Here is a 19,715-nt window from a genome sequence, read left to right as displayed (position 1 = left end):
GGAACCGGCCGTCACGCACTCGCGTGGCGGCCGGTTTCGCTTTCAGCCCCGGAACGCCGTCCGGTACGACGACGGGCTCGTGCCGCGCAGCCGCGTGAACTGGTGCCGCAACGCGGCCGCCGACGCGTAGCCGCAGGCCGTCGCGATGTCCTCCACCGACAGCCCGCCCTCCTCCAGCAGGGCCTGGGCGCGGTCCAGGCGTCGTTCCGTCAGCCACCGGTGCGGTGTCGTGCCCGTGGCGGCCGAGAAGCGGCGCAGGAACGTCCGTTCTCCGAGCCCGCTGCGGCGGGCCAGCTCCGCCACCGTGAACGGCTGGTCCAGGCGCCGCTCGACCCATTCCAGAGCCTCCGCGACCACGGCGTCGCCGGCCGCCGCCGAGGCCGGGACCGGGGCCTGGACGAACTGGGCCTGCCCGCCCGCGCGGTGCGGGGCCGCGACCATCCGGCGCGCCAGCGTCGTGGCCGCCGCGACCCCGCGCAGCCGGCGGACCAGGTGCAGGCACAGGTCGACCGCCGCGACCGTGCCCGCGCTGGTCAGGACGCCTCCGTCGTCGGCGTACAGCGCCTGCGGGTCGACGTCGGCGGCCGGGAAGCGCGCGCGGAACTCCGCCTCGTACACCCAGTGGACCGTGCAGCGGCGCCCGTCCAGCAGGCCCGCGTAGCCCAGCGTGAAGACGCCCGCGCAGAACCCGGCGACCCACGCCCCGCGCCCGGCGGCGTCCCGCAGGACGTCCAGGACCGGCTCCGGCGGCGGCGCTGTCCGGGGCGCGCACGTCGGGACGATGAGCAGGTCCGCCGCCGCCGCGTAATCGAGGTCACGCAGGCCGGAGAGGCCGAACCCGGACCAGCTGGCGACCGCGTCCCCGCCCGGCGAGCAGACGCCGAAGGCCCAGCCCTCGATGCCGTCGGCGCTGCGGTCGGTGCCGAAGACCTCGCACGCGACGCCCAGCTCGAACGGCGAAACGCGGTCGGCGAGCACCACCGCGACCCGGTTGACGTCCATGCCGCCCAGTCTGTCACAAGGTTTGCGGTCGTTGTCATCTCTGACACTGGTCGGCGGCTGCCGGCAGGACGAACCTGATCGGTATGACGAATGCGGAAACCCGCCCGCTCCTCCAGTGGTCCGCGGCGATGGCGATGTCCGGCACGATCGGCGCGGTCGTCCTCGAAAGCGGCGCCGCCGCCCCCGCCGTGGCGTTCGCCCGCTGCTTCGTGGGCGGTGCGCTGCTGGTGCTGTGGTGCCTTTCCCGCGGCTGGCTGCAGTCGTGGCGGCCGTCCCGCCGCGACCTCGGCCTGGCCGTGCTGGGCGGGCTCTTCCTGGTCGGCAACTGGGTGCTGCTGTTCGCCTCGTACGCGCTGTCGTCGATCTCGGTCAGCACGGTCGTCTACCACACGCAACCGCTGATCCTGGTCGGCCTGGCGGCCGCGTTCCTCGGCGAGAAGGTCGCGAAGAGCCACCTGGCCCGGGCCGCCGTCGCGTTCGGCGGGGTGGCGGTGATCTCCCTGTCCGCCCACGGCGAGGACGGGAAACCCGTGCAGCTGGCGGGAATCGGCCTCGCACTCGGCGCGGCGGTGCTCTACGCCGGAGCGTCTTTCGTGGCGAAGCAGCTGAAGCACATCCGCCCGCACCTGCTGGCCGCGGTGCAGACGACGGTGGGCGCGCTGGCGCTGGCGCCCCTGCTGCTGATCACGCCCCTCCCGACGACGACTTCGGGGCTGCTGTGGCTGGTCCTGCTCGGGACCGTCCACACGGCACTGATGTACGTGCTGATGTACGCGAGCATCGGCAAGCTCCCGACCACGACGGTGGCGCTGCTGTCCTACCTGTACCCGGTGGTGGCGGTCCTGGTGGACATCGCGTTCTACGGCCACCGCCCGAGCTGGCCGGAGGCGGTGGGCATGCTGGCGGTCCTGGCGGCGGCACTGGCACCGCAACAGGGCCGGCGGTCTGCTGCTGCCGCTGCTGCCGCTGCTGCCGCTGCGGAGGAGGAGGGGCGGGAGCGGGCGGTGCCCGAGCCCACCGCTCGCGGGTGAGCGGGCGCCGGGAGGCAGCGCGGGCGGGTGGTGCCGGACGCGCCGCCCGCTCAGCGGCAGCCGGCGGCATCGCCCATCCCGGCGGGCGGCGGAGCTCCGGCTCGGCGGTCTCCCGGTGCCGGCACCGGGGTCTACGGCCGCCGCGAGGGGGCGCTGAGGCGGCCCGGCAGCGCATCTGAGATCGGATTCGTGGGAGCGCGGCACCTCAGCCGGCCTTGCCCGTTCGAGCCGTCCGGGTGCGGTGGGCGTGCCGGCACCCCAACGTGGCGGTCTGCCGCTGCGGAGGGAGGGAGCGAGCGGTGCCCGAGCCCACCGCTCGCGGGTGAGCGGGCGCCGGGAGGCAGCGCGGGCGGGTGGTGCCGGACGCGCCGCCCGCTCAGCGGCAGCCGGCGGCATCGCCCATCCCGGCGGGCGGCGGAGCTCCGGCTCGGCGGTCTCCCGGTGCCGGCACCGGGGTCTACGGCCGCCGCGAGGGGGCGCTGAGGCGGCCCGGCAGCGCATCTGAGATCGGATTCGTGGGAGCGCGGCACCTCAGCCGGCCTTGCCCGTTCGAGCCGTCCGGGTGCGGTGGGCGTGCCGGCACCCCAACGTGGCGGTCTGCCGCTGCGGAGGGAGGGAGCGAGCGGTGCCCGAGCCCACCGCTCGCGGGTGAGCGGGCGCCGGGAGGCAGCGCGGGCGGGTGGTGCCGGACGCGCCGCCCGCTCAGCGGCAACCGGCGGCATCGCCTATCCCGGCAGGCGGCGGAGCCCCGGCTCGGCGGTCTCCCGGTGCCGGCACCCGGCCATCGCTCGTGGGTGAGCGGGCGGTGGGTCAGCTGAACGCGATCCAGCGGTCCAGCATCGTCGCCGCGGCGCCCGAATCGATCGCCTCCGCGGCCCGCGCCAGACCGGCCCGCAGATCGTCCTCCAAGGACTCCGAGAAGCCCGTGAACGCCGCCAGTGCGGCGGCCGCGTTGATCAGGACCGCGTCGCGGACCGGGCCCGGCTTGCCGCCCACCAGCTCGCGGACCACCTCCGCGTTCGCCGCCGCGTCGCCGCCGCGCAGGTCGTCCGCCGTCGCTCGGGGGATGCCCAGGTCGGCCGGGTCCAGGGAGCGCTCGGTCACCGTGCCGCCCGTCACCACCCAGACCGTCGACGTCGTCGTCGTGGTGATCTCGTCGAGGCCGTCGTCGCCGCGGACGATCAGGGCCGTTGTGCCGCGGCGGGCGAACGTCTCGGCCAGCACCCGCGTCTTGTCCTGGTACGCGCAGCCGATCACCGCGGCGCCCGGCTGGGCCGGGTTGGTCAGGGGGCCCAGGAGGTTGAACGTCGTCGGGATGCCGAGCTCGCTGCGGACCGGGCCGGCGTGGCGCAGGGCCGGGTGGAACGCCGATGCCAGGAAGAACCCGATGCCGACCTCGGTGAGGCTGCGCCGCACGTCCTCCGGGGGCAGGCTGATCCGCACGCCGAGCGCCTCGAGGACGTCGGCCGCGCCGGACTTCGACGACGCGCTGCGGTTGCCGTGCTTGGCCACCGGTGCGCCGGCGGCCGCCGTGACGATCGTCGCCATCGTCGAGATGTTCACCGAGTTCGAGCCGTCGCCGCCGGTGCCGACGATGTCGACCGCCGGGCGGTCCAGCTCGACCCGCCGGGCGTGCGCCAGCATCGTGGCCGCCATGCCGGCAATCTCCTCGGGCGTCTCGCCCTTGGCGCGCAGCGCCACCGCGAACCCGGCGATCCGGGCCGGGCTCGCGGCCCCGCTCATGATCTGGTCCATCGCCCACGCCGTGTCTTCGGCGGAGAGATCGATGCCCGCGACGAGCTGCTTGAGCAGGGGTGGCCAGGTGCGGGGGACCGGGGTGCTCACCGGGCTCAGCCGTTCACGACGGGGACCCGTCGCAGCACGTCGGCGACGGTCTCCGCGGCGGTCAGCGGGTCCAGCGGGTGCACCAGCACGGCGTCCGCCTGCGACCAGGTCGCCAGCCACCGGTCGTCCTTGCGCCGCACCGAAACCACGATCGGCGGGCAGTCGGTGATCTCGGCCTTGAGCTGACGGCAGAGGCCGATGCCGCCGGTCGGCTGCGCCTCGCCGTCGAGGATGGCCAGGTCGACGTGGCCCGCGTCCACCTCGGACAGCACGTCGGCGATCCCGGCCGCCTCGATGTAGTCCACGCGCGCCAGGTCCGCCGCCGGACGGCGCCCGACCGCGTTCACGATCGCCTCGCGCACCTCCGCCTTGTGGCTGAACACCAGGACCCGCATCGACTCGCCCATCAGGCACGCCTCCGTCTCGCTGACCACATGCTGCTTTTCGGGGGTTCCGGGTGGCGGAACCCCCGGCCCGGGGCGGAGCCCCGGTCCGGCACAGTGCCGATCGTATCGGCCGAGACCGACATCACGCGGTCGGCTCCGGCTGGAGCGCGTCCCAGCCCAGCGCGTCGCCACCCAGACGTTGCGCGAGACCCGCCATCCGGGACCGTTCCTGGGCGCAGTGGAGCGCGTCGAGCACCTGGACGCGCACCGCGTGCACCCGCACCAGCTCGCCCGCCGGAGCCTGTTCCCGCAGGTCGTAGCCGTCCTGGGCGAGGATCGACGCCGCTTCGGCGACCCGGTCCGGCGGCAGCAGCAGGTGGTGCCGCAGGACGGCCGGTGCGGTGCTGACCCAACCGGGTGAACCCGCGAGCACGGCTGAGTCCGCGACGACCGGGTCGAAGGCCTCCGCGACGATCTCCAGGCCGGGGTCGTCGGGCCCGAGAACAGGCGTTTCGCGCCTCTTGACCAGGTTGAGCAGGCGGTTCACCAAACCCATGAGTAGCTCTCACCTTCCCGGGCATCCCGTGTGATCGGTAACGCAGACGGCTCGCCGTGGACCCACCCGGCGGAGCGGTGGTGCGAGAGGACATAATGCGACGCGTGACAACGGCAGCTCCCACCATCAGTCAGCGGGTCCACTCGCTGAACCGGCCGAACATGGTCAGTGTCGGCACCATCGTGTGGCTGTCCAGCGAGCTGATGTTCTTCGCCGGACTGTTCGCGATGTTCTTCACCGTCAAGGCGCAGAACCCGGTCGGGGAGACCTGGCCGCCGCGCCTGCACGGCGAGGAGTTCCACCTCAACGTGGCGTACGCGATCCCGTTCACGGTGATCCTCGTGCTGTCCTCGCTGACCTGCCAGTTCGGGGTGTTCGCCGCCGAGCGCGGCGACGTCTACGGGCTGCGCCGCTGGTACATCATCACGTTGATCATGGGCGCGATCTTCGTCGGCGGCCAGGCCAACGAGTACCACAACCTGGTCGAAGAGGGGATGACGATCCCGTCCGGCCCGTTCGGCACGGTCTTCTACCTCGCCACCGGGTTCCACGGCCTGCACGTCATCGGCGGGCTCATCGCCTTCGTGTACCTGCTCATCCGCACGAAACTGAGCAAGTTCACGCCCGCCCAGGCCACGTCGGCGATCGTCGTGTCCTACTACTGGCACTTCGTCGACATCGTGTGGGTCGGCCTGTTCGGTGTGATCTACCTCCTTCCGTAGGTCCGCCCAGCCGCCACCACCTTCACCATCGGCCTGAACTGACAGCAAGGGTTGCCGCAAGATGACCACCAGCACCAAATCGTCGGAGCGCCGCTACCGCGCGCGGTCGAAGCTGCGGAGGCGGTTCGCCGGCCTGCTCGCGCTCGGTATCGCGCTGGTGGGCGCCGGCGCCCTGTACGCCGTGTTCGCCCCGGAGCCGCAGACCGCGCAGGCACAGGGCACGCCGGCGCAGCTGCGCCTCGGCGAGCAGGTCTACAACAACACCTGCATCGCGTGCCACGGCGCGAACCTCGAGGGCGTGCAGGACCGCGGGCCGAGCCTGATCGGCATCGGCGACGCCGCGGTGTACTTCCAGACTTCTTCGGGCCGCATGCCCGCCGCGCGCCAGGAGGCGCAGGTCGAGCGGAAGCCGCCGAAGCTGACCGAGGCCGAGATCGACGCGGTCGGCGCCTACATCCAGGCGCACGGCGGCGGCGTCCAGCGCCCGGCCGAGAAGGGCGAGGCCCTGCGCGGCTCCGACCCGGCCCGCGGTGGCGAGCTGTTCCGCCTCAACTGCGCTTCGTGCCACAACTTCACCGGCCGCGGCGGCGCGCTGTCGGCGGGCAAGTACGCGCCGAACCTGGATCCGGCCAGCGAAGAGCAGATCTACACGGCCATGCTCACCGGCCCCCAGAACATGCCGAAGTTCTCCGACCGGCAGCTGTCGCCGGAGGAGAAGAAGGACATCGTCGCCTACGTTAAGTCGGTGTCCGACGGCAACAATGACCCGGGTGGTAACGGCCTCGGCGGGGTCGGCCCCGCTTCCGAGGGCGTCATCGCCTTCATCGTCGGGATCGCCGCGCTGATCGGCGTGACGTTGTGGATTGGATCGAAGGCATGAGTGCCGAGGGGCCTAAGCCGCCGACGGAGGCGGAGCTGGCTGAGATGGACCGGGACCAGCTGGTCAAGCTGGGCGGGGCGCTCGACGGCGTCGAAATCGTCGAATACCCGACCCCGTGGCCCGTGGAGGGCACCCGCGCGGAGAAGCGCGCCGAGCGCCTGGTGGCGTTCTGGTTCGCCCTGTCCGCGCTGGCCGGGCTGGGGTTCGTCGTCTCGCTGATCTGGTGGCCGTGGAAGTACGAGTCGCCGGACAACGAGAGCGGCCACTTCTGGTACAGCCTGTACACGCCGATGCTCGGCATCACGCTCGGCCTGGCCATCCTCGGCCTCGGCATCGGCGTGATCCTGTACACGAAGAAGTTCGTGCCCGCCGAGGTCGCGGTGCAGCAGCGCGGTGACGGCGAGGGCAAGGGGTCGGCCGAGGTCGACCGCCAGACGTTCCTCGCGCACCTGGCCGACGCCGGGAACCGCAGCACCATCGCCCGCCGGTCGCTGATCAAGCGCTCGGCGATCGCCGGGGCCGGCACGCTGGGCCTCGCGGCCGCGGCGCTGCCGCTGGCGTCCTTCATCAAGAACCCGTGGAAGGACAGCGAGACCCGCGAGTCGCTGTGGCACACCGGCTGGCAGCCGAACTTCCCCGGCGAGAAGGTCTACCTGCGCCGCAACACCGGCAAGCCGCTGGAAGAGGGCGAAGAGGCCAGCCTGGTCAAGGCCGAGGACCTCGACGCCGGCGCGATGGAGACGGTCTTCCCGTACCGCGAGTCCGAGAAGGGCAAGCCGGAGCTGCTGGCCGCGGCGCTGACCCGCGTCGACAACCCGGTCATGCTCATCCGCCTGCGCCCGACCGACGCCGCCAAGGTCGTCAAGCGCGCCGGCCAGGAGGACTTCAACTTCGGCGACCTGTACGCGTACACGAAGATCTGCAGCCACGTCGGCTGCCCGACCTCCCTGTACGAGCAGCGCACCAACCGCATCCTGTGCCCCTGCCACCAGTCGCAGTTCGACGCGCTGCACTACGCCAAGCCGATTTTCGGCCCGGCGACGCGTCCGCTGGCCCAGCTACCGATCACGGTGGACGAAGAGGGATACTTGATCGCGCGAGGCGACTTCATCGAGGCCATCGGTCCGGCCTTTTGGGAGCGTAAGTCATGAGTTCACTCACCACGCCGACCAAGGGGTCGAGCCCGGTCGAGAAGGCGCTGGGCGACGCCGCGAACAACGCCGACCAGCGGTACCACGCGGCCAAGGGCCTGCGGCACCAGCTGAACAAGGTGTTCCCGACGCACTGGTCGTTCCTGCTCGGCGAGATCGCGCTCTACAGCTTCATCATCCTGCTGCTCACCGGTGTGTACCTGACGCTGTTCTTCGACCCCTCCATGCAGGAGGTCGTCTACCACGGCAGCTTCACGAACATGCAGGGCCTGGAGATGTCGCAGGCGTTCCGCACGACGCTGGACATCTCCTTCGACGTCCGCGGTGGGCTGTTCATGCGGCAGCTGCACCACTGGGCGGCGCTGATCTTCGTGGCGTCGATGGCCGTGCACATGCTGCGGATCTTCTTCACCGGTGCGTTCCGGCGCCCGCGTGAGGCGAACTGGGTGATCGGCGGGCTGCTGCTGATCCTGGGGTGCTTCGAGGGTTTCTTCGGCTACTCGCTGCCTGATGACCTGCTTTCGGGTACCGGTATCCGGGCGACGCTGTCGGGGATCGTGCTGTCGGTGCCGGTGATGGGGACCTGGATCCACTGGGCGCTCTTCGGTGGGGAGTTCCCGGGCGATCAGATCATCCCGCGGTTGTACACGCTGCACATCCTGCTGCTGCCGGGGATCATGCTGGCGCTGGTCGGGGCGCACCTGGCGCTGGTCTGGTACCAGAAGCACACCCAGTTCCCGGGGGTGCGCCGCAAGGAGACCAACGTGGTCGGGGTGCGGATCATGCCGTACTTCGCGCTCAAGGGCGGGGCCTTCTTCACCTTGGTCATCGGGGTGCTGGCGCTGATGTCGGGGCTGTTCCAGATCAACCCGGTGTGGAACTTCGGCCCGTACAACCCGGCGCAGGTGTCGGCGGGCTCGCAGCCCGACTGGTACATGGCCTGGGCGGACGGCATGCTCCGGATCTGGCCCGCGTGGGAGGTCTACCTCGGGAACTACACGATCCCGGCGGTGTTCTTCCCCGGCGCGATCGGCATGCCGATCCTGTTCGGCCTGTTCCTGGGCTACCCGTTCATCGAGCGGAGGCTGTCCAAGGACACCGCGCACCACAACCTGCTCCAGCGGCCCCGGGACGTCCCGGTCCGCACGGCGCTGGGCGCGATGGCGCTGGGCTTCTTCATGGTGATCGAGCTGTCGGGCTTCAACGACATCATCGCCGACCAGTTCGACATCTCCCTGAACGCGACGACGTGGGCGGGCCGCATCGGCGTCCTGCTCGTGCCGCCTGTCGCCTACTACCTCACCTACCGGCTCTGCCTGGGCCTGCAGCGGGCCGACCGCGAGGTGCTGGAGCACGGCGTCGAGACGGGCATCATCAAGCGGCTGCCGCACGGTGAGTTCATCGAGATCCACCAGCCGCTCGCCGGCGTGGACAGCCACGGCCACGCGATCCCGCTCGAGTACCAGGGCGCGTCCGTGCCGAAGAAGATGAACAAGCTGGGCTCGGCCGGGCACGCCGTCCCGGGCACGCTCTGGTCGCCGGACCCCGCCGAGGAGACCGCCGCGCTGGAGCGGGCCCACGGCAACGGGCACGGCAACGGCCACTCCGCGGACGAGAACGGCCAGCACGGTGAGTTCGACTCCGCCGAAGCGGCCTCGGCCGCCAAGCGGTCGGACCACTAGCACCGCAAGTCAGCCCGATGGCCACCGCCGGTTCGCCGGCGGTGGCCATCGGTGTTTCCGGGCTGGCACGATGCGCGGCATGGAACGTGTGCTCGGCATCGGTGGTTATTTCTTCCGCGCGGCGGACCCGGCGGCCCTGGGAGCCTGGTACCGGGACTTCCTGGGCCTCGACGCCGACGAGCACGGCTCGTGGCAGCAGCAGCCGGGGCCGACGGTCTTCGCGCCGTTCGAGGCCGGGACGGACTACTTCGGGTCGCCGTCGCAGCAGGTCATGCTCAACTTCCGGGTCCGCGACCTCGACGCGATGCTCGCGCAGCTGCGCGCCAAGGGCGCCGACGTCGCCGAAGAGGTCCAGGACATGGACGGCATCGGCCGCTTCGGCTGGGTCACCGACCCCGCCGGGAACCGCGTCGAGCTCTGGCAGCCGGCCTGACCCCGCCGGTCAGTCTTCGACGCCGATCGAGAAGGCCGACTCGGTGTCGGTGCGGGAGTACGACCGGAACGCGATGTGCGTGACGGTGTCCAGCACGCCCGGCACCTTCCCGATCCGGCCGGGGATGAGGTCGGCCAGCTCCTCGTGCGCGGACACCTGGACGGTGGCGATGAGGTCGACGTCCCCGGCGCACGAGTAGACCTCGCCGACACCGTCGATGTCGGCGATCGCCTGGGCCGCGTCCGGGATCGCGTCCGCCTCAACCTGGATCAACACGATCGCGGTGATCACCTGGGGTCCTCCAAGACTCGGCTGCGGGTGTCGCCGGTGATCCTAGTGAGCCGCCTCGCTACGCCGCCGTGTGCGCCAGCCAGTGCTCGGCCAGTGCGCGGTCGCCGGTGCGGCGCACGCGGTCCGCGGGGAGCCGGCGGGTGAGGACGAGCAGGAGGTCCTGGACGGGCCCGGCGAGGGTCGCGTCCGCCACGTCGCCGCCGGGGGCCCAGCGGACGCCGTCCGGAGTGCGGGTGACGAGCCAGCCGGGGCCGTCGTCCGGGGCGACCCGCAGGGTCTGGCCGGTGCCGCGGAGCTCGGCGAAGGCGGGGTTGAGGGTCGGCGTCACGGGGTCGGACAGGACGTCCAGCCACTCGCTGATGGCGTCGGCGGCGAGGTCGGGGTCGACCTCGAAGGCGGCGCCGGTGGCGAACGCGGCGTCGGCGTGGTGGACGGTGGTGTCGTGCGCCATCCGCCGCAGCCAGAACCGGGCGGGTCCGGGGCCGAAGAACGTCCACACCGGCGTCTCGCCGGCGGCCAGGACGGCGTCTTCGAGGTCGGCGGCGCCCTGGAGCAGCCAGTCGGACCACTTTTCGGGCGAGCCGGGGTCGGCGTCGAACGGGTCGGGAACGGGGGAGGGCCCGGAGCGGACGATGCCCGCGGCCCAGCGGTGGGCCTGGCCGATGTGCCCGACGAGCACCCGCAGCGGCCATTCGGGGCAGGTGGGGACCCGGGCTTCGGGGTCGGCGCCGGTCACCGCACCGGCGAACCCGGCGGTGTGGTCGTGGAGGCCTTCGGCGAGTCTGGTGGTGTCCATGGCCGTACCGTAGGAATTCCACCCGGCTGGAGGTTCGACCGAAGGTGACCGAGGACACACTGGGCATCGGCGACCTGGCCCGCCGGACGGGGGTCCCGGTCCGCACGATCCGGTTCTACTGCGACGAGGGCCTGCTGGAGCCGGCCCGCAGCGTGGGCGGTCACCGCCGGTTCGAGGCGGGTTCCGTCGACCGGCTGAACCTGGTGCGCCGGCTGCGCGGCCTCGGGCTGGGCCTGCGGTCGATCACCGGCGTCCTCGCGGGCGACCGCTCCCTGGACGACGCGGTGGCGGCCGAGCGGACGGCGCTGGACCGCGAGCTGGCGACCCTGTCCTGGCGGCATTCGGTGCTGCGAGCTGTGGAGGAGGCCCCGTCCCGGCTGGACCTGCTCTCGGCGGTCCAGGACGGCGAGGGGGCGCGGGCCGCGCTGGTGCGGTTGTGGGAGCCGATGACCGCGGGCCCGATCCCGCCGGACACGGCGCGGATGTTCCTGGACATCAGTGCGCCGCTGCCGCCGGATTCCCCGACGACCGCGCAGGTGGTCGCGTATGCGGAGCTGGTCGTGCTGGCGGCCGACCGGGAGCTGGCCGTGGGGCTGCGGGCGAGCACGCTGGTGGCGCACGAGCGGATCGCGGATCTGGGGGTGCTGCACGCCGAGGTGGGGGAGGCGTGCGGACTGGCTGCCGGTGCGGTGGTGGCCGGGCGGCCACCCGCGCCCGGGGCGGCGCTGGACCGGTTCGTGGCGGCTCACGCGACGGCGCACCGGAGGGCGGACAGCCTGGAGTTCCGCCGCGCGCTGAACCGGCGGACGGCGGTGGACCGGTCGCCCCGGCTGCGGCGGTACTGGCAGCTGGCGGGGGAGGTCACGGGGGAGGCCGCGCCGATGGGGGTTGCGCACACCTGGCTGCTCGATGCGCTGGACCGATCGGTGGGGTGAGGGTGCGGGGGGCCGAGACGGACCGCGCGCCCGCCCTGCGGCTTCAGCGACGCCCGATGGCGAGGTGCCCGCTCGGGGCGACGGCACGTTCGACTGCTTGCGCCCGGGAGCAGTGGCACCCGCCGCTGCGGCCTGCCCCGCGACCGCCCCGTCAGCCCACGTGCTCCAGTGAATGCGCCTCCGTCACCAGGTCGAGCCACCCCCGCCACCCCGCGACCGCCGCCGGCTCCGCCCACGGCCTCGTCGTCCGGACCAACCGGACGCCCGGGCGAGCCAGCCACCGCAGCAACACCCCGACCTCCTCCGGCGGCGCGCCGTGCAAGGGGCCCGGTTCCGGCAGCACCGTCTCCGCCGAAGCCACCAGAACCTCGACGACCGGCATCGGCGGCACCCCTCGCGGGGCGACTCCCGCCGACGCCAGGCGTCCGTAGCGGATCACCGCCAGTTCCCAGCCGCCCGCGCCGTCCGGGCCCGCCGCGATCAGCTCGCCGATCGAGGCCAGCGATCCCTGCCGGTGCGCCCTCCCCAGCGCCCTGATCAACGCCGCCAGCTCGTCGCGATGGCGGGCCGCCTGTTCGTAGTGCTCACCGGCCGCCAGCCGCTCCACGTGCTCCGCCGCGGTGTGCAGGGGGCGGCCGTCCAGGCCCGCGATCAGGCCGGACGCCGACGCCACCAACGGCTCGTACGCCTCGACGCTCTGCCGTCCCGCGCAGGGGGCGCCGCAGCGGCCCAGCTCGGCCAGGACGCACGGGGTGCCGTTCGGGGAGCGGGGTGAGATCCGCTGCGTGCACGTGCGCAGGCCGGACGCGCCGGCCAGGGTGTCCGCCGTCGCGCGGGCGTCCGCCTGGTTGCGGAACGGGCCCAGCACGCCCGGGCGCGGCAGGCGGACCACCGACAGGCGGGGGAAGGCCTCGTCCGTCAGCCCGATCCACCAGCCCTGGTGGCGGTTCTTCGACCGGCGGTTGTACGCGGGCCGGTGCGCCGCGATCAGCCGCAGCTCGCGCACCTCCGCCTCCAGCGCGTGCGCGCACACGACGTGGTCGACGCGCTCGGCCAGCGCGACCATCTCCCGGATCCGGCTGCGGTTCTCCGAACCCGTGAAGTACGTCCGCACCCGCCGCCGCAGGTCCTTCGCCGTGCCGACGTACAGGACCTCCTCCTTCGGGCCCTTGAACAGGTAGACCCCCGGCGCGGCCGGCAGGTCCGCCGCCAGGTGCCGTTTCGCGCGCTGGGCGACCGTCACCTCCGGGAGGTAGCCCATCAGCTCCTCGAGCGAGTGGACGCCCAGGTTGCCGACGCGCTCCAGCAGGCCGTGCAGGACGTCGACCGTGGCCCTGGCGTCGTCCAGCGCGCGGTGCGTCGGGCGGGTCCGGGCGCCGAACAGCAACGCCAGCGCCGTCAGGTTGTAGCGCCCCACCTCGTCGCGCGGCACGACCCGGCGGGCCAGCCGCGCGGTGCACACCACCGTCAGCTTCGGCCACACGTACCCGTGCGCCTCGCAGGCGGCCCGCATGTGCGAGGTGTCGAAGCCCGAGTTGTGCGCCACCAGCACCGAGCCGCCGATGAACTCCAGGAACGCCGGCAGCACCTCCTCGATCGGCGGGGCGTCGTACACCATCAGCTGGGTGATGCCCGTCAGCGAGACGATCTGGGGCGGGATGGTCTTGCCCGGGTTGACCAGGGTCGCGAACTCGCCGAGCACCTCACCCGCGCGCACCTTCACCGCGCCGATTTCGGTGATTTCGGACGCGCCCGGCCCGGCTCCCGTGGTTTCCAGGTCGAAAACCACGAAAGTCGTTTCCCGCAACGGGGTTCCGAGCTCGTCGAACGCGAGTTGTGCCTGGATCGAACGCATGGTCGGACTGTAGGGCCGACCACCGACAGTTTCCGCGCGCGGCCGGTCCGTGTGCCGCGCGGCGCGGGATGCGGGGGCGGGGCCTACCCTGGACCAATGCACCCGCAGCCGCTCGTGCCGGAGCCGCCAGGGGACCCCGCCGGTCCCTCGGGTGTCGCCTCGCGCCCGGAACCGGCTGAAGAGGCCGCTGACCGGCCGGAACCCGCCACCTGGCCGGCGCTGCCCGAGCCCGTCCGGGACCGCATCGCCGAGCTCGCTGCGGCCGCCGTCGCCAAGCTCCCCGGCACCGACGTGCCGCGCCAGCTGCGGCCGGTCGCCAAGTTCGCCCCCGCCAAGCGCGCCAAGCTCGGCGGGGCCGCCCTGCTGGCCTCACTGGGCGAGTCCTCGCAGTTCCGCACCGCCGTCATCGAGTGGTTGCGCGAACACCGCACCGACGCGCTCGACCCCAACGCCACCGACTCGGTCGCCGCGGCGGCCGCCGCCGTCCTGCTCGGGGAGTCCGGCGCCGCCGGGCGCGTGCGGCTGGTCGCCAAGAACGCCGAAGAGAACGCCCTGCGCGCCGAACGCGACGCCGCGCTGGCCCGCAACCAGCGGCTCGAAGCCGAACTCGTCCAGGTCCGCGCGGAGCTTGCCGAGGCTCGGCAGACCGCCGAAAGCGCGAGGGGCGAGCGCGAAGGCGAAGTCGAGAAGCTCCTGAAGCGCCTCCGCGAGCAAGGCGTCCAGCTGCGCCAGGCCCGTGACGCGGCCGAAGCGGCGGCCGCCGAGGCCGACCGCGGTTCCGCCGCCCGCGCCGACGAAATCGCCGCGCTGACCGCGCAGCTCGACCGCGAACGCCAGCGCGTCGCCGGGGAACGCGCCCGCGCCGAACGCGCGGCCGCCGACGCCGAGATCGCCCGCCAGTCCGCCCGCGAGGCCCGGCAGGCCGACGAGGTGCGGCTGGGGCTGCTCATCGACACGATCGACGGCGCCGTCAACGGCCTGCGGCGCGAACTCGCCATCGGCGCCCGTGGCGCCCGCCCCGCGGACATGGTGCGCGGCACCCGGTCCGGCACCGGGCAGGGCGGCAAGATCGCCGACGTGTCCACGTTGGACCGCTACCTCGCGCTGCCCAACGTCCACCTGATCGTCGACGGCTACAACGTCACGAAGACCGGCTACCCGGAACTGGCCCTCGCCGACCAGCGCGACCGGCTGATCCACCAGCTCCAGGCGCTGGCCGCCCGCACGTCCGCCGAGGTCACCGTGGTGTTCGACGGCGCCGGCGTGCTGTCGGTCCCCGCGTCGGTGCCGCGCGGGGTGCGGGTGCTGTTCTCCGACCGCGGCGTGCTGGCCGACGACGTGATCCGCAACATCGTCGCGACCGAGCCCGCGGGCCGGCCGATGGTGGTCGCGACGTCCGACCGCGCGGTGGCCGACTCGGTCCGCGGCGGCGGCGCCCACCCGACACCCTCGTCGGTGCTGGTCAGCCGCCTGTCCCGGGTCTGACCGCCCGACCCGCCACCCGATCTCGGAACGGGGTCAGGGCGAACGGGCCGGTCAGTCCTTCGGCTCAGGTCCAGCCGGAGGGCGTGACCGGTGCGATGTGCTGGGTCTGGTGGTGCGAGCCATGGCGTATCTGCATGCCGGCCGCCGAACCCGCCCGCCACCGCGACATTGCCGCCAGCCCCGATGTCATGAACGGGTCGTTCACCGCGTCGGACGCGGTGAAAGGGTCGTTCACGACGTCCCGGACCGGGGTCAGGGCGAACGGGCCGGTCGGCCCGTTCGGCTCAGGTCCAGCCGGAGGGCGTGACCGGTGTGACGACCTGCGCCTGGTGGTGCGAGCCCGGGCGTACCCGCATGCCGGCCGCCGAACCTGCCCGCCACCACCTCTTCACCCGATCGCGCGGTCCGGCATGTCATGGACGGGTCGTTCACCGCGTCGGACGCGGTGAAAGGGTCGTTCATGACGTCTCGCGCGCCGCGGCCGGCCCGGGGGCGTGGGCTCGCTCGCCCGAAACTGTCGGGGGTGCCCCGTACCGTCCTCCCCAAGTCGGAACCGACGTGAGGAGGACCACGTGAACGACACCCCTGACCTGTCCGAAGTGGACGTCTCGCACATATCCGTCGAGGACATCGAGAACCTCGTGGTGGACTGCGATCGCTGCGTCGTGCGCGGCATCTCCTGCCACGACTGCGTGATCAGCGTGCTGCTCGGCGCGCCGCCCGCCGTCGTGTGGGACGCCGACGAGCGCCGCGCCGTCGACGCACTCGCCGAAGCGGGGATGGTGCCGCGGCTGCGCTTGGTGGAGGGAGCGGCTTTGCGCACCGCCTGACACGCCCGTTTCGTGTCGGCGCGCCGAATGGTCGATCGGATCAGGTGAACGGTCGGTGACCGAACAGGCTGCGGGAATATCCCCAGCGTGTAACGCCCATCACATGTTTTCTCCATAGCTGGTCCGATGGTGTTTCCGGGCGCTACGGAGAGTTTTTGGCCGACGGGTGGTGGACGTCGTGGCGGACTTTTCGTAACCTGTCCGAGATCTCGTGGCCCCCGGCCGTCGATGTAGGCGGCGACGCGAGATCGCCGCCGGACGCAGCTTTGTCGGGAAGCTGGGAACCGGAACCACCACCGCTTGCTTCACCAGTTGCGGATGAAGCAGCCCCGAAGCGGTGGGGACGAGCGGCGAAGAGGACTCCCCGACCTCTTCGTGCCCCGGTCCCCGACGGCGGCCGAGACCAAAGGAGACCCGCGCGACCGTGCAGTCGCATCCAGTCAGGCGCGTGGTGTCAGGTGCCCTCGCCGCGGCTTCGGTGATCACCCTCGTCACCGTGGCCCAGCCGACGGCCATCGCCGCCCCCGTCCCCGTCCTCCAGGCTCCGCCCACCGGTTCGGACGCCCTCGCCCAGTACCGCGACCTCGCGGCACAGGCCGAAAAGCTCAACGAAGACCTGCTCAAGGCCCAGGACGACCTGAAGGCCAAGCAGGGTGAGCTCGACAAGGCCTCCAACGACGTCAACGCGGCGAAGGACCAGGCCGCCCAGGCGTCCGCGAACCAGAAGAAGTACCAGACCGAGGTCGACAAGTTCGCCGGCGCGTCGTTCACCAGCGGGGTCCAGCTCAACAAGCTGTCCGCGCTGCTGGCCGGCACGTCCACGCAGGACTTCCTCGACCGCTCCTCGGCGCTCGAGGTGATCGCGACCGAGAAGAACGGCGCGATGGGCAACCTCACCGGCGCCGTCCAGCAGGCCAACGACGCCACCGCCAAGGCGACCGACGCGGCGAAGCGCGCGACGGACGCCCGTGACGCCGCGGCGAAGCTGACGCAGGACATCCAGGCCAAGCAGAAGACGCTGAACGACCAGATCCAGCAGCTCAAGGCCGCCAACAAGAACCTGAGCTCGGCCGACAAGTCGCTCCAGGGCGACCGGGGCGGCTCGGCACCGAACGTCCAGGCGCCCACCGCCGCCGCCCAGACCGCGGTCGACGCGGCGCTGAGCAAGCTCGGCAGCCCGTACGGCTGGGGCGACACCGGGCCCAGCTCGTTCGACTGCTCCGGCCTGATGCTGTGGGCGTACGGGAAGGCCGGGATCAAGCTGCCCCGGTCGAGCCGGGAGCAGTCCACGTTCGGCGCCGCGGTGCCGCGCGACCAGCTCCAGCCGGGCGACCTCGTGTTCTACTACTCGCCCGTCTCGCACGTCGGCATGTACCTCGGCGACGGCAAGATGGTGCACGCGCCCGACACCGGCGACGTCGTGAAGATTTCGCCGCTGCAGAGCCAGTACGCGGGAGCCCGCCGCCCGACGGCGTAGGTTCCGAGCAGCACTCCAGGAGGGGCGGTACCGCACACGCGGTGCCGCCCCTCCGGTGTACGGGGCGGCGGCTAGCCTCTGGGACGTGCTCAAGACCCTGCTCGTGACCAACGACTTCCCGCCGCGGCCCGGGGGGATCCAGAACTACCTGAACTCCCTCGCCACCCGGCTGCCGTCGGACGACCTGGTCGTCTACGCGCCTGCGTGGGAGTCTCGGACGGGGTCGCACGAGGAGTTCGACGCCGAAGCGCCGTTCGAGGTCGTGCGGCACCCGACGTCGCTGATGCTGCCGACGCCGGACGTGCTCCGCCGCGCGAAGCAGATCATGCGGGCGCGGGACTGCGAAGCCGTCTGGTTCGGCGCCGCGGCTCCGCTGGCGCTGCTGGGGCACTCGCTGCGCCAGGCGGGTGCGCGGCGGATCGTGGCGTCGACGCACGGCCACGAAGTCGGCTGGTCCATGCTCCCGGCGTCGCGGCAGGCGTTGCGCCGCATCGGCGACACCGTGGACGCCGTCACCTACGTCAGCCGGTACACGCGCGGCCGGTTCGCCGCCGCGTTCGGCCCGATGGCCGGGCTGGAGCTGCTGCCGTCCGGTGTGGACACCGGGCTGTACCGGCCGGATCCCGCCGGCCGCGCGGAAATCCGCGTCCGGCACGGCCTTTCCGACCGGCCGACCGTCGTCTGCGTGTCGCGGCTGGTCCCGCGCAAGGGCCAGGACCAGCTGATCCGCGCGCTGCCGCTGATTCGCGAACGCGTGCCGGACGCGGCGCTGCTCATCGTCGGCGGCGGGCCGTACCGCAAGAAGCTCGGCCAGCTGGTCACCGGGCTCGGCCTGGAGCGGGACGTCGTGCTCACCGGGTCGGTGCCGTGGTCCGAGCTGCCCGCCCACTACGCGGCCGGCGACGTCTTCGCGATGCCCGCCCGCACCCGCGGCAAGGGGCTCGACGTCGAAGGGCTCGGCATCGTCTACCTGGAGGCGTCGGCGACCGGGCTGCCGGTCGTGGCCGGCAACTCCGGCGGGGCCCCGGAAACGGTGCTCGACGAGGTCACCGGGCACGTCGTCGAAGGCCGCGACACCGGTCAGCTCGCCGAAACCGTGGCCAGCCTCCTGGCCGACCCGGTGCGGGCGCGCCGGATGGGCGAGGCGGGCCGGGCCTGGGTCAGCGAGAACTGGCGGTGGGACACGATGGCCGGGCGGCTGTCCGGTCTGCTCGACGGCGATCCGGTGGCCGTCGTCCGCTGAGCTTCACGGCGTGTAGAGCGCCGGGTGCCGCGGGTCGTCGACGCGCACGACGACGTCGGCGAGCGAGCTCGGGTCCACTTCTTCTTCGTAGCGTTCGTAAGCCGGGACCGCCCACTCCTCCGGGACGCGGCGGTGCAGCGCAGCGGGGGAGAGCCACAGGTGCACGGCCAGGTCGAAGGCCAGGCCGGCGCCGAGCAGCAGTTCGCCGTCGAGGAGCACGACGCCGCCTTCGGGGACGGGCACCCGCTCCGCCCGGGTCGCGCGGTCGCGCCCGGCGTCCCACAGCGACGGCAGCACCTCGCCGGAACCGCCGTCGCCCAGCGGGTCGAGCACTTCACGGCGGAGGGCGCCGAGGTCGAGCCAGTCGGTGTAGCGGGCGTCGGGATTCGTGCGGCCGTGCTCGTAGCGCAGCGACGCGGGGCGCAGGAAGTCTTTCGCGGACACGCGCAGGGCGGCGCGCCCGCGCAGGCGCAGCGGATCGACCAGGGCGTCGGCGAGTTCCGTGGTTTCCGTCGCACCCGCCGCGCCGTCGACGGCGACCGCGAACCGGGGACGCCCGGTGAGCGCGTCGATGCGTTCGGTCAGTTCTTCGGCCAGCACGGCCGGGGAGATGGGGCGGTAGCGCACGAGCACTGATCCTGCACCCGGGCCACCGGCGGGTTTTGTCGTACCCCGGTGGGAGGATGCGGACATGACTTCCTCAGTGGGGAAAACGGCCGATGTCGGGTGGAACATCGGGGTTTCGCGGACGCTGCCGTACACGGCGGAGACGGTCTGGGAGTTCCTGGTCAGCCGGGACGGCGTCGCGATCTGGCTCGGTCCCGGCGTGGAACTGCCGCGCGAACCGGGCGCGGAGTACGAAACGGCGAACGGCACGGTCGGCGAGATCCGCGGCTACGCCGAGAACGACCGCGTGCGGCTCACGTGGCGCCCGGGCGACTGGGACCACGACTCGACCGTCCAGGTGCGGCTGAGCGGCGCGGGCGCCAAGACCACGCTGCGGTTCCACCAAGAATGGCTCGCGGACGCGGAAGAACGCGAGCAACAGCGGGCATACTGGCAGGACGTGACCGAGCGCGTGGTGGCGGCACTCGCCGAGCGCTGAAGCGGACTGC

The 19,715-nt window shown here is 72.6% G+C and carries 20 protein-coding genes; 12 read left to right on the top strand and 8 right to left on the bottom strand.

The genetic code is table 11. The annotated features are described in order from the left end of the window. Positions 1 to 42 precede the first annotated feature (42 nt). Positions 43 to 1,002: a GlxA family transcriptional regulator gene (locus MUY14_RS25490; RefSeq protein ID WP_247012562.1), complete on the bottom strand. Its 960-nt coding sequence runs from the start codon at positions 1,000 to 1,002 to the stop codon at positions 43 to 45. Between the two features lie 83 nt (positions 1,003 to 1,085). Between MUY14_RS25490 and MUY14_RS25485 the strand changes: the two genes are divergently transcribed. Then, positions 1,086 to 2,033: a DMT family transporter gene (locus tag MUY14_RS25485; protein WP_247012560.1), complete on the top strand. Its 948-nt coding sequence runs from the start codon at positions 1,086 to 1,088 to the stop codon at positions 2,031 to 2,033. 810 nt (positions 2,034 to 2,843) lie between these two features. Here MUY14_RS25485 and trpD read toward each other — a convergent pair. From trpD to MUY14_RS25470, 3 genes are all read right to left on the bottom strand, one after another. Next, a complete protein-coding gene (gene trpD / locus MUY14_RS25480; protein ID WP_247012558.1) occupies positions 2,844 to 3,878 on the bottom strand; it encodes an anthranilate phosphoribosyltransferase in 1,035 nt (344 codons plus the stop codon). Positions 3,879 to 3,883: 5 nt separating this feature from the next. Next, positions 3,884 to 4,285 (bottom strand): hypothetical protein, encoded by a 402-nt coding sequence (locus tag MUY14_RS25475; RefSeq protein ID WP_247025238.1) that lies wholly within the window; start codon positions 4,283 to 4,285, stop codon positions 3,884 to 3,886. Positions 4,286 to 4,406: 121 nt separating this feature from the next. Further along, positions 4,407 to 4,820 (bottom strand): ribonuclease E inhibitor RraB, encoded by a 414-nt coding sequence (locus MUY14_RS25470; RefSeq protein WP_247012556.1) that lies wholly within the window; start codon positions 4,818 to 4,820, stop codon positions 4,407 to 4,409. 95 nt (positions 4,821 to 4,915) lie between these two features. On the opposite strand from MUY14_RS25470, the gene MUY14_RS25465 reads away from it, so the two are divergent. From MUY14_RS25465 to MUY14_RS25445, 5 genes are all read left to right on the top strand, one after another. Next, on the top strand, positions 4,916 to 5,542 hold the full coding sequence (locus MUY14_RS25465; RefSeq protein WP_247025237.1) for a heme-copper oxidase subunit III: 627 nt from the start codon (positions 4,916 to 4,918) through the stop codon (positions 5,540 to 5,542). 61 nt (positions 5,543 to 5,603) lie between these two features. Beyond that, a complete protein-coding gene (locus MUY14_RS25460) occupies positions 5,604 to 6,422 on the top strand; it encodes a c-type cytochrome (protein WP_125306905.1) in 819 nt (272 codons plus the stop codon). Then, positions 6,419 to 7,573 carry a ubiquinol-cytochrome c reductase iron-sulfur subunit gene (locus MUY14_RS25455; protein WP_247012554.1) on the top strand — a complete coding sequence of 385 codons (1,155 nt, stop codon included), beginning with the start codon at positions 6,419 to 6,421 and terminating at the stop codon, positions 7,571 to 7,573. The genes MUY14_RS25460 and MUY14_RS25455 overlap by 4 nt, the downstream gene beginning before the upstream one ends. Further along, positions 7,570 to 9,255 (top strand): cytochrome bc complex cytochrome b subunit, encoded by a 1,686-nt coding sequence (locus MUY14_RS25450; RefSeq protein ID WP_247012552.1) that lies wholly within the window; start codon positions 7,570 to 7,572, stop codon positions 9,253 to 9,255. Before MUY14_RS25455 ends, MUY14_RS25450 begins: the two co-directional genes overlap by 4 nt. A gap of 79 nt (positions 9,256 to 9,334) precedes the next feature. Next, positions 9,335 to 9,688 carry a VOC family protein gene (locus MUY14_RS25445; protein WP_247012550.1) on the top strand — a complete coding sequence of 118 codons (354 nt, stop codon included), beginning with the start codon at positions 9,335 to 9,337 and terminating at the stop codon, positions 9,686 to 9,688. A 9-nt stretch (positions 9,689 to 9,697) separates the two neighbouring features. On the opposite strand, the gene MUY14_RS25440 is transcribed toward MUY14_RS25445, so the two are convergent. After that, positions 9,698 to 9,979: an Lrp/AsnC family transcriptional regulator gene (locus tag MUY14_RS25440; RefSeq protein ID WP_247012548.1), complete on the bottom strand. Its 282-nt coding sequence runs from the start codon at positions 9,977 to 9,979 to the stop codon at positions 9,698 to 9,700. A 58-nt stretch (positions 9,980 to 10,037) separates the two neighbouring features. Beyond that, positions 10,038 to 10,775 (bottom strand): maleylpyruvate isomerase family mycothiol-dependent enzyme, encoded by a 738-nt coding sequence (locus MUY14_RS25435; RefSeq protein ID WP_247012546.1) that lies wholly within the window; start codon positions 10,773 to 10,775, stop codon positions 10,038 to 10,040. 44 nt (positions 10,776 to 10,819) lie between these two features. Here MUY14_RS25435 and MUY14_RS25430 point away from each other — a divergent pair, with 44 nt between their 5' ends. Beyond that, the gene (locus MUY14_RS25430) at positions 10,820 to 11,710 is read left to right on the top strand and encodes a MerR family transcriptional regulator (RefSeq protein ID WP_247012543.1); all 891 of its coding nucleotides are present in this window, start codon (positions 10,820 to 10,822) and stop codon (positions 11,708 to 11,710) included. Positions 11,711 to 11,861: 151 nt separating this feature from the next. Here the strand turns inward: MUY14_RS25430 and MUY14_RS25425 are convergent, their stop codons facing one another. Further along, entirely contained in the window at positions 11,862 to 13,565 is a 1,704-nt protein-coding gene (locus MUY14_RS25425) for a DEDD exonuclease domain-containing protein (RefSeq protein ID WP_247012541.1), read from the bottom strand. A gap of 96 nt (positions 13,566 to 13,661) precedes the next feature. Here MUY14_RS25425 and MUY14_RS25420 point away from each other — a divergent pair, with 96 nt between their 5' ends. The 4 genes from MUY14_RS25420 to MUY14_RS25405 all read left to right on the top strand — a co-directional run bounded on the left by MUY14_RS25420 (position 13,662) and on the right by MUY14_RS25405 (position 18,600). Continuing rightward, a complete protein-coding gene (locus tag MUY14_RS25420) occupies positions 13,662 to 15,050 on the top strand; it encodes an NYN domain-containing protein (RefSeq protein WP_247012539.1) in 1,389 nt (462 codons plus the stop codon). A gap of 572 nt (positions 15,051 to 15,622) precedes the next feature. Continuing rightward, the gene (locus MUY14_RS25415) at positions 15,623 to 15,880 is read left to right on the top strand and encodes a hypothetical protein (RefSeq protein WP_247012537.1); all 258 of its coding nucleotides are present in this window, start codon (positions 15,623 to 15,625) and stop codon (positions 15,878 to 15,880) included. A 424-nt stretch (positions 15,881 to 16,304) separates the two neighbouring features. Next, entirely contained in the window at positions 16,305 to 17,357 is a 1,053-nt protein-coding gene (locus tag MUY14_RS25410; RefSeq protein ID WP_247012536.1) for an NlpC/P60 family protein, read from the top strand. A gap of 85 nt (positions 17,358 to 17,442) precedes the next feature. Continuing rightward, entirely contained in the window at positions 17,443 to 18,600 is a 1,158-nt protein-coding gene (locus tag MUY14_RS25405; RefSeq protein ID WP_247012535.1) for a glycosyltransferase family 4 protein, read from the top strand. A gap of 3 nt (positions 18,601 to 18,603) precedes the next feature. On the opposite strand, the gene MUY14_RS25400 is transcribed toward MUY14_RS25405, so the two are convergent. Next, the gene (locus tag MUY14_RS25400) at positions 18,604 to 19,227 is read right to left on the bottom strand and encodes a uridine kinase (protein WP_247012534.1); all 624 of its coding nucleotides are present in this window, start codon (positions 19,225 to 19,227) and stop codon (positions 18,604 to 18,606) included. Between the two features lie 64 nt (positions 19,228 to 19,291). On the opposite strand from MUY14_RS25400, the gene MUY14_RS25395 reads away from it, so the two are divergent. Then, positions 19,292 to 19,705 (top strand): SRPBCC domain-containing protein, encoded by a 414-nt coding sequence (locus tag MUY14_RS25395; RefSeq protein WP_247012533.1) that lies wholly within the window; start codon positions 19,292 to 19,294, stop codon positions 19,703 to 19,705. Positions 19,706 to 19,715 lie beyond the last annotated feature (10 nt).

The organism is Amycolatopsis sp. FBCC-B4732 (assembly GCF_023008405.1).
In the GTDB taxonomy this organism is placed as follows: domain Bacteria; phylum Actinomycetota; class Actinomycetes; order Mycobacteriales; family Pseudonocardiaceae; genus Amycolatopsis; species Amycolatopsis pretoriensis_A.
The sequence above is the reverse complement of the archived record's forward strand: the minus strand, read 5'-3'. Positions and strand labels throughout refer to the sequence as shown.